Genomic DNA, 8,705 nt, shown 5'->3' with positions numbered 1-8,705 from the left:
ACTGTTTGATTGATCAAGGGTGAGGAGGCATAAAAGTGGGCGGCACAATGCACAATCCCATCAAGCCGACCCAAGACCTTGTGAATTTGTAAAGCAAGGTCGTTAAATTGCGCTTCTTCTGCTGTTAATAAATCAAGCGGAATCGCCACCGGCTCAGCTCCACCTTGTGCCACAATTTCATCATAGACCTTTTCTAGTTTACGAACGCTGCGTGCCAACAACACTACGGTAGCACCGTGTTGCGCTGCCGCTAATGCCACCGTACGGCCTAAACCTTGGCTGGCACCGGTTACTAAAATGACACGCCCACGCAAACTGTCGGCATCAGGGAGGGGAAAACTCATTTTCATCACTTTTATTGATATTGATTAAGCAATTGGGTTGCAGCCAGTTTGCCTGAACGCACGGCACTTTCCAAGGTTGCAGGATAATCGGCGATTAAATAATCACCCGCTAAATAAATGTGAGGCCACGGTGTTGATTGCGGCACCTCGCGCCCAGCGACACAGGCAAAAGTCGCGCGTTTTTCTACCACAACACGCGCCCACAAAGGTTGTGGTGCGGCAAAACACGCTGATATTTCTGTGGTGACATGGCGGATAAGTTCATCTTGTGACCAAGAGAGATGTTCACCCGGGCCACTGATCACCACCGCTATCATGCCATTTTCACCATACAGAGACTGTCGATCAAACACCCATTGCCCCAAACCACCGGCAATACCCACCATCGGACAAGGCAATTTCACCTGTTCGGCATAACGACAGTACACCGTTGCAATCGGATGGTAGCCCCATTGCGGCCAATCAGGCAGCGGTTGTGTCAATAAGGCCGCTGTATGTTGCGGTGCAGTTGCCACAATCACCGCATGATAGAAAACACCATCGACCAATGCCCCTTGTTCAACCGCCTGCACCCGTTTGACGCGCTGTTGTAGACAACAGCTTACACCGTTTTGTTGCAAAAATGATAATGCTGGCAAAGCTAACAAGGCTGATAGTGGTTGTGTTGGCAGTAGCAAATCACTCGCGCTCGCGCCAGCAAACACGCTATCGCGCAGAACTTGGGCAAACACCCGCATCGAAGCAGTAGATAAAGGCGTATTCAACGCCGCTAACACCAACGGTTCCCACAATTTGCGAATCAAGTGTGGCGTTTGCCGCGTCTGCGCTAACCATTGAGCTACCGTGAGATGGGACGAGATGGGTTGGGTGAGTAAAGCACCGATGGCGCGCATCAACGCCCAGCATTCTGGCAATGACAAACCTTGTACGGTTAAACCAGCTTGTAATAAACGCCACCAATGCGGGCCAGAGGTTGGCAGTTGGTATTTCAAAACGGTCTGTTGGCCTTGAACCACCTGTAAGCAAAAAGGCTGGCGGCGCACGACTTCATGCTCTATCACGCCAAGTTGTTGCCACAGTTGCAGCGTATCGTGATAAGCACCCATCAAAATATGTTGGCCGTTATCCAACACATATTGATCTAGCTGCACATTGCGTGCACGTCCACCCAGCTGCTTGCCGGCTTCAAATAGGGTGATTTGCAGAGGACGAGAGGCGTGCCGCAATAACGTCGCAGCAGCACTAATACCCGCCCAGCCCCCGCCGATTATGGCAACACGGAGGTTTTCCATGCCAACCATAATTTCCGAATCGGAGTTAAGCTCAAACGCTGATTGAGGACTTTTTCTGGCCCATCGCGGCGAATCTCTTCCAATGTGGCACGATAAATCGCAGCCATCATCAAGCCAGGGCGCTGTGTTTTGCGGTCAACCTTGGGCAATAAGTCGAGTGCTTGTTGATAGTATTGTTCTGCACGTTCAATTTGAAACAACATCAGCTCACGAAAAGCGGGGGTTTCTCGATAATTCAGCACATCACTTGCCGGCACTTGAAAACGTTGTAAATCTTCTACTGGAAGATAAATCCGCCCACGGCGTGCATCTTCTCCAACATCACGAATAATATTAGTCAGTTGAAACGCCAAGCCTAGGGTATGGGCATATTTCAAGGTGCGGTGGTCTTGATAGCCAAAAATTTGGGCAGCTAATTGCCCAACCACACCAGCGACACGATGACAATAGAGTTGTAAGTCTTTGAAGCTGTTATAACGTGCCTGCTGCAAATCCATTTCCATGCCATCAATGATTTCGTGCAGTAAACCCTGCGGCAAATCATAGGTACTGACATGCGGTAATAATGCTTTACCTACCGGATGCTCAGGACAAGCGGCATAGATTTTATCGACCTCAGACCGCCACCAAGCCAGTTTGGTCTGCGCCACATTTTCATCTGTGCACTCATCCACCACATCATCGACTTCACGGCAAAAAGCATATAGCGCAGTAATCGCCCGCCGACGTTCTTCTGGTAGAAAACGAAAACTGTAATAGAAGCTCGAACCGCTTTTTGCAGCACGGTCTTGGCAATATTCGTCAGGCGTCACTCAACTATCCTTATTTCAAACATCAATTAGCGCGTAGCGCACGGTAAAACATATAGAGCCAATCGCGTTTTTCTAGGCGAATACGTTGGCTAAACACATCTCCTCCGGCACGGTGGATCTTACGTAAAATCGTTTCTCCACCCATCACAATCAAACGTAATTCAAAACCAAAACGACCAGGCAATTGCTTTGCCAAAGGAGCCCCCGCGCCCAACATATCACGCGCGCGTTTTACCTGAGCCCGCATCATCATTTCCCACAAGCCACTACAGTCTTGGTTGGCAATTTGTGTTTCCGCCACGCGATAGCGGCGCAATTCTTCTTGCGGTAAATACACCCGCCCTTTTTGCCAATCAATCGCCACGTCTTGCAAAAAGTTGGTGAGCTGTAATGCCGTACAAATGCCGTCACTCATCGCCAATGCACGCCGATCGTGCTCGCCAAACAAATGCAGCATCAACCGTCCAACCGGATTGGCAGATTTGCGGCAATACGCCACCACGTCAGCAAAGGTTTCATACCGCGAGACAGTCACATCTTGTTCAAACGCATCGAGCAAATCGTAAAAATGGGAAAACGGCAAACTATGTTGTTGTATCGCCGCTGCCAATGGCCCAAAAATCGCATCATGCAGGAAGGGATCGCCGGCTTCGATGGCACACAGTTTATTGCGACAATCTTGCAAGCCATCAAGCCGAGTTTGGACGTCAACCTCCCCTTCATCAGCAAGATCATCTGCATAGCGGGCAAAGTGGTAGATTGCATGCACCGCAGGGCGGATGCGTCGGGGCAACAGCAATGAACCCACAGGAAAGTTTTCGTAATGTGACGGAGCAGCCATCAGGCAATCTTTGCAGTGATTGAATACAGAAAAAGCTTGTCAGTATACCGCACCCATGTAAAGAATTTTTGTTTTAACGAAAAAGGCCTTTACAAAGGGAAAAACATACTCTATAGTTCGCCCCACTTCGCGTAGCCCAGCAGTTACGCGAAAGGCCAAATTGGGGCTATAGCTCAGCTGGGAGAGCGCTTGCATGGCATGCAAGAGGTCAGCGGTTCGATCCCGCTTAGCTCCACCAAAGACTTACTGTTAAAAGTACGTCCCCATCGTCTAGAGGCCTAGGACACCGCCCTTTCACGGCGATAACCGGGGTTCGAATCCCCGTGGGGACGCCACTTAAAAAGTCAAATTCAGTGGGGGTATAGCTCAGCTGGGAGAGCGCTTGCATGGCATGCAAGAGGTCAGCGGTTCGATCCCGCTTACCTCCACCAAACGAATATAAAGATCAGCCAGCATTTATGCTGGCTTTTTTGCGTCCTAGTATTGCTTATCAACAAGCAAATTACCGTTTCTACTTCGAAGTCTCTCCATCTAATAAACTTGGGTGCTCATCAACTTGATCTAATCGGTCTAAGATAGCCAACGCCCGCTGTGGATCACCAACGGCAGCCATAGCCCGAAAGTGATTTTCTGTATCCCAAGAACCAGAGGGATCAATAGAGAGTTTTTCGATTATCCTTTTCATGTTCAATACCAAAAAACAATAACAAATAAATAAGCTATAAGCTTCTCGTCATGAGAAAGTTTTTAAAAATTTGTCCTCGAACTTCAACAAGTTGTTCTCTACTGACTGAAAAACCAAATTTTTCATAGAATGGTTTTGCTGTAATACTAACAGCAGAATAGTAACAATAAATCCCTTTGCTCGTGCCTACCTTAAAAAGATGCTCCATTAAAGCTCTACCTACCCCTTGTCCCTGATATTGATAATGACAAAAAAAGTGATCAATCAAACCATCAACTTGAAGGTCAGCATAACCAACTATGGTGCCATCAATTTCAGCAATAAATGGAGATAATCTGGATAATTTTTCCGACCAGTCTTTGATATCGAATGACGCTGGAGCCCACGCCTCCACTTGCTCCTTAGAGTAATCCTTGATATTAACTTCGCGAATTGTTCTAAAGCGAATATCCCAAAGCGCACGAACATCTGATTCTTTATAATTACGAATTACAATCATACGTCCCCTCCACAAAATAATAAAAAACGCCCCGCAATCATGCGAGGCGTCGTTACTGTCATTGTTATTGCAACAATATCAATCCAAGCGATAGTTTGGTGCTTCTTTTGTGATTTGCACATCGTGCACATGCGATTCACGCATACCTGCTGACGTAATCTCAACAAACTCTGCCTTAGTCCGCATATCCTCAATAGAAGCGCAACCACAATACCCCATCGACGAACGCAAGCCACCCATCAACTGATGAATCACCGCAATCACCGAACCTTTGTACGGTACACGGCCTTCAATCCCCTCCGGCACCAACTTATCGACATTACCTTCATTATCTTGGAAGTAACGATCACTGGAACCTTGCTGCATTGCACCGAGCGAACCCATGCCGCGATAGCTCTTGAACGAACGACCTTGGTATAACTCAATCTCACCGGGGGCTTCTTCAGTCCCAGCCAACAAACCACCCAACATCACACAATTTGCCCCAGCAGCAATCGCCTTGGCAATATCACCAGAGAAACGAATGCCACCATCGGCAATCAACGGCACGCCGGTTTCTGCCAACGCAGTCGCGACATTCGAAACCGCCGTCAACTGCGGCACACCAACACCGGCAACAATACGCGTGGTACAAATCGAGCCTGGGCCAATACCAACTTTCACACCATCAGCGCCGGCTTCCACCAAGGCTAACGCAGCGGCGGCGGTGGCAATATTGCCGCCAATCACATCAACGTGTGGGAAGTTTTGTTTCACCCAACGCACGCGATCTAACACCCCTTGGCTATGACCGTGGGCAGTATCCACCACAATCACATCGACACCGGCCTCGACCAACAAGCGAACACGCTCATCTGTCCCTTCGCCCACACCGACCGCAGCACCCACACGCAATTGGCCGTGGCTGTCTTTGCAAGCCAACGGTTTTTCGCTGGTTTTGATGATGTCTTTCACCGTAATGAGGCCTTTTAACTCAAAAGCTTCATTCACGACCAACACGCGCTCAAGGCGGTTAGCGTGCATCAATTCGCGCGCTTCATCTAACGAAGCACCTTCTTTCACGGTAACCAGTTTATCTTGTGGCGTCATGATCGAACGCACTGGCATGTCATAGCGAGATTCGAAACGTAAATCGCGATTGGTCACAATCCCAACCACTTTGCCATTTTCAATCACTGGCAAACCCGAGATCCGGTGCTCACGCGCCAAGGCGATCACATCGCGCACCAACATATCCGGCTTAATGGTAATCGGATCTTTCACCACACCTGATTCGTGGCGTTTAACTTTCGAGACTTCCAGTGCCTGACGAGCAGCAGGCATGTTTTTGTGCAAAATACCAATCCCGCCTTCTTGTGCCAGAGCAATGGCCAAACGGGCTTCAGTCACCGTGTCCATCGCAGCAGCGACAACAGGCAGATTCAGGCGGATACGGCGGGTTAGCTGGGTAGATAAGCTCACATCGCGAGGCAAAACGTTGGAGTGAGCGGGAACAAGCAGGAGGTCGTCGAAGGTGTAAGCTTTCTGAACGATACGCATGGCGTTTCCTTTGGCGGCAAAGCCGCATTATACCGATGTCGGCGATAAGAGGGAAATTGATATTGCTCAATATCAAATCCCCAGTACAATTTTGCCTTTGATGGCTGCTTGGTTTCTTTTATGTTCGACGCAAAACCTATTCTCGCCAATCTTCCCACGTTGCCCGGTGTGTATCGTATGCTCGATAGCAACGGAGATGTGTTGTATGTCGGCAAGGCCATCGATCTTAAACGGCGGGTCAGTCAATATTTCCAAAAAAGTGATTTATCGCCTCGCATTGCTTTGATGGTGAAACAAATCGCCGCCATCGAAACCACGGTTGTACGCAATGAAGTCGAAGCTTTGGTACTTGAAAACAATCTCATCAAATCCTTGGCGCCCAAGTACAACATTTTATTCCGCGACGACAAATCCTATCCTTACTTGCAATTTTCTCCCCACGCCTACCCACAACTCAGTTTGTATCGTGGCGCATTACAGCAAGGGCGATACTTCGGCCCCTACCCAAATGGCCAAGCAGTACGCGAGGCGATTCATATTTTGCAACGCGTATTTCGCTTGCGAACGTGCGAAGACACTGTGTTTCATCATCGCTCACGGCCTTGTTTACTGTATCAAATCAAGCGGTGTTCTGGCCCATGTGTCGATGCCATCAGCCAAGCGCAATATCAACAAGATGTGCAACGCGCTGTCGCTTTTTTACAAGGCCGCACTCACGATGTGCTGTCCAGTTTAGAAAAAGACATGCAAGCCGCCAGTGCCGCGTGGGAATTTGAACAAGCCGCCACATTGCGCGACCAAATCCAAGCCTTAGCCAGACTGCAAGATACACAGTATGTCAGCAGCACCGCCAACACAACCGATGCAGATGTAATCACCATCGCCCAAAGTCATGATCTAGTTTGTGTCAATTTAGTGATGATTCGTGGGGGAAGGCATGTCGGTGATCGCAGCTTATTCCCAGAAAATAGCCAGCAATGGGAACCTGAAGCCATTTTAGAAGCCTTTGTTTTGCAGCATTACGGTGGACAGCCTGTGCCGCCCTTGTTGATCTGTGAATATTCGATCAACGTCAGTGTGGTCAGTTTATTAGCACAGCAAGCCGACAAAGCGGTACGGGTGGTGCAACCACAGCAGGGCGAAATGCAGCGATGGCTGGAAATGTCACAGAAAAATGCCACACTCGCCCTCAGTCAACGCCACAACTTGGCACAACAACAAGGTTTACGCTTAACCGCTCTCAGTGAAGTCAGTGGGATTGAGCCGCTGCAACGTGTAGAGTGTTTCGATATTTCTCATACCCAAGGTGAAGCGACGGTGGCATCGTGTGTGGTGTACGACCACGGTGCCATGCAACCGAGCCAATACCGGCGCTATCATATTGAAGGGATTGTCGGCGGTGATGATTATGCGGCGATGCGACAAGTGTTATCGCGGCGTTATGAGAAAACTGTCGCAGGCGAGGCCGCCACGCCTGATATTGTCCTGATTGATGGTGGGCAGGGGCAAGTGAATGTGGCAAAGCAGGTATTAGAAGAATTGGGATTGAGTCATATCCCGATCATCGGAGTCGCAAAAGGAGAAGGCCGGCGCCCAGGTTGTGAAACACTGATACTAGACTATGCGGCAAAATCGGTACAATTGGGCAAAAATCATCCCGCTTTGCATTTGATCCAAACCATTCGCGACGAGGCACACCGCTTTGCCATCACCGGCCACCGCCAACGGCGTAACAAAGCGCGGGTGCAATCTCGATTGGAAGATATCGAGGGAATCGGCAGTCGCCGCCGACAACGGTTATTGGCCCATTTTGGTGGATTGCGTGGGGTGATGGCGGCGAGTATCGAGGATATTGCCAAAGTTGAAGGCATGAGCCGTAAATTGGCCGAGCGCGTTTACTATGCCTTGCATCCTGATGCACCGCCAACTTTTTCTTGTTAACCCTAATTAAAAATTGTGAATTTTCATGCCGTTTAATCTTCCGATCTTTTTAACTTGGCTGCGCGTTGCACTCATTCCCGTTTTTGTGGCGCTGTTTTATTGGCCTGAACCGATACTTGCTGGGGAAATGCGTAATACCCTTGCCGCGCTGATCTTTGCCCTTGCTGCGATAACAGATTGGTTAGATGGTTTTCTGGCGCGCCGATGGGGGCAAACCTCGGCATTTGGGGCTTTTCTCGATCCTGTCGCTGATAAATTGATTGTGGCAGCGGCATTGATTCTGTTAGTTGAGCTGGGCCGCACGTCGGGATGGTTGGCGATGATTATCATTGGTCGTGAGATTACGATTTCGGCCTTGCGTGAGTGGATGGCACAGTTAGGTGCGCATCGCAGCGTGGCAGTGGCTTATATTGGTAAGTTAAAAACCACGGCGCAGATGGTGGCCATTTTGTTATTGCTGTATGCACAACCGCTGATTCCGGGCCTCGATCCCTTTTTATTTGGAAATGGTTTAATGGTTGTAGCGGCAATTTTGACTTTGTGGTCAATGGTTTACTATCTCAAAATGGCAGCAGAGCAGTTTCGGCGTTAAAAAAGTTGCAACAGAGTGCTTGACAGCAGATAGAGAGTGTTTATAATACACGTCTCTCGCACAAACGAATGTGCAGACAGCAAAGCGGGAATAGCTCAGTTGGTAGAGCGCAACCTTGCCAAGGTTGAGGTCGCGAGTTCGAGCCTCGTTTCCCGCTCCA

Annotated in this window: 8 protein-coding genes and 4 tRNA genes; 6 read left to right on the top strand and 6 right to left on the bottom strand. The window is 49.2% G+C overall.

Annotated elements, in window-relative coordinates:
- The 4 genes from G465_RS0112015 to hpnC all read right to left on the bottom strand — a co-directional run.
- The coding region (locus G465_RS0112015; protein WP_022654696.1) for an SDR family NAD(P)-dependent oxidoreductase at window positions 1-344 on the bottom strand (344 nt) is incomplete at its 3' end.
- An 11-nt stretch (window positions 345-355) separates the two neighbouring features.
- A complete protein-coding gene (hpnE, locus tag G465_RS0112010) occupies window positions 356-1,636 on the bottom strand; it encodes a hydroxysqualene dehydroxylase HpnE (protein ID WP_022654695.1) in 1,281 nt (426 codons plus the stop codon).
- Window positions 1,612-2,448, bottom strand: coding sequence for a presqualene diphosphate synthase HpnD (gene hpnD / locus G465_RS0112005; protein WP_022654694.1), 837 nt, complete (start codon window positions 2,446-2,448; stop codon window positions 1,612-1,614). Before hpnD ends, hpnE begins: the two co-directional genes overlap by 25 nt.
- 22 nt (window positions 2,449-2,470) lie before the next feature.
- Window positions 2,471-3,289 (bottom strand): squalene synthase HpnC, encoded by an 819-nt coding sequence (gene hpnC / locus G465_RS0112000; RefSeq protein WP_022654693.1) that lies wholly within the window; start codon window positions 3,287-3,289, stop codon window positions 2,471-2,473.
- 162 nt (window positions 3,290-3,451) lie between these two features.
- Here hpnC and G465_RS0111995 point away from each other — a divergent pair.
- From G465_RS0111995 to G465_RS0111985, 3 genes are all read left to right on the top strand, one after another.
- A tRNA-Ala gene (locus G465_RS0111995) sits at window positions 3,452-3,527 on the top strand.
- 21 nt (window positions 3,528-3,548) lie between these two features.
- Window positions 3,549-3,624 (top strand) — tRNA-Glu (locus G465_RS0111990).
- Window positions 3,625-3,644: 20 nt separating this feature from the next.
- Window positions 3,645-3,720: transfer RNA gene (locus G465_RS0111985), tRNA-Ala, on the top strand.
- A gap of 288 nt (window positions 3,721-4,008) precedes the next feature.
- Here the strand turns inward: G465_RS0111985 and G465_RS0111980 are convergent.
- Window positions 4,009-4,473 (bottom strand): GNAT family N-acetyltransferase, encoded by a 465-nt coding sequence (locus tag G465_RS0111980; RefSeq protein ID WP_022654691.1) that lies wholly within the window; start codon window positions 4,471-4,473, stop codon window positions 4,009-4,011.
- Window positions 4,474-4,551: 78 nt separating this feature from the next.
- Window positions 4,552-6,012 carry an IMP dehydrogenase gene (guaB, locus tag G465_RS0111975; RefSeq protein ID WP_022654690.1) on the bottom strand — a complete coding sequence of 487 codons (1,461 nt, stop codon included), beginning with the start codon at window positions 6,010-6,012 and terminating at the stop codon, window positions 4,552-4,554.
- A gap of 120 nt (window positions 6,013-6,132) precedes the next feature.
- Between guaB and uvrC the strand changes: the two genes are divergently transcribed.
- From uvrC to G465_RS0111960, 3 genes are all read left to right on the top strand, one after another.
- Window positions 6,133-7,953 carry an excinuclease ABC subunit UvrC gene (uvrC, locus tag G465_RS0111970; protein ID WP_022654689.1) on the top strand — a complete coding sequence of 607 codons (1,821 nt, stop codon included), beginning with the start codon at window positions 6,133-6,135 and terminating at the stop codon, window positions 7,951-7,953.
- 25 nt (window positions 7,954-7,978) lie between these two features.
- Entirely contained in the window at window positions 7,979-8,545 is a 567-nt protein-coding gene (gene pgsA / locus G465_RS0111965) for a CDP-diacylglycerol--glycerol-3-phosphate 3-phosphatidyltransferase (protein WP_022654688.1), read from the top strand.
- Between the two features lie 84 nt (window positions 8,546-8,629).
- Window positions 8,630-8,705 (top strand) — tRNA-Gly (locus G465_RS0111960).

The organism is Aquaspirillum serpens DSM 68, from assembly GCF_000420525.1.
Lineage (GTDB): Bacteria > Pseudomonadota > Gammaproteobacteria > Burkholderiales > Aquaspirillaceae > Aquaspirillum > Aquaspirillum serpens.
The sequence above is the reverse complement of the archived record's forward strand: the minus strand, read 5'-3'. Positions and strand labels throughout refer to the sequence as shown.

What these genes read in the sequence shown, in the direction of transcription:
- G465_RS0111980 (WP_022654691.1), bottom strand. Translation starts at nt 4,473, where the DNA reads ATGATTGTAATTCGTAATTATAAAGAATCAGATGTTCGTGCGCTTTGG.
- uvrC (WP_022654689.1), top strand. Translation starts at nt 6,133, where the DNA reads ATGTTCGACGCAAAACCTATTCTCGCCAATCTTCCCACGTTGCCCGGT.
- hpnE (WP_022654695.1), bottom strand. Translation starts at nt 1,636, where the DNA reads ATGGAAAACCTCCGTGTTGCCATAATCGGCGGGGGCTGGGCGGGTATT.
- pgsA (WP_022654688.1), top strand. Translation starts at nt 7,979, where the DNA reads ATGCCGTTTAATCTTCCGATCTTTTTAACTTGGCTGCGCGTTGCACTC.
- hpnC (WP_022654693.1), bottom strand. Translation starts at nt 3,289, where the DNA reads ATGGCTGCTCCGTCACATTACGAAAACTTTCCTGTGGGTTCATTGCTG.
- guaB (WP_022654690.1), bottom strand. Translation starts at nt 6,012, where the DNA reads ATGCGTATCGTTCAGAAAGCTTACACCTTCGACGACCTCCTGCTTGTT.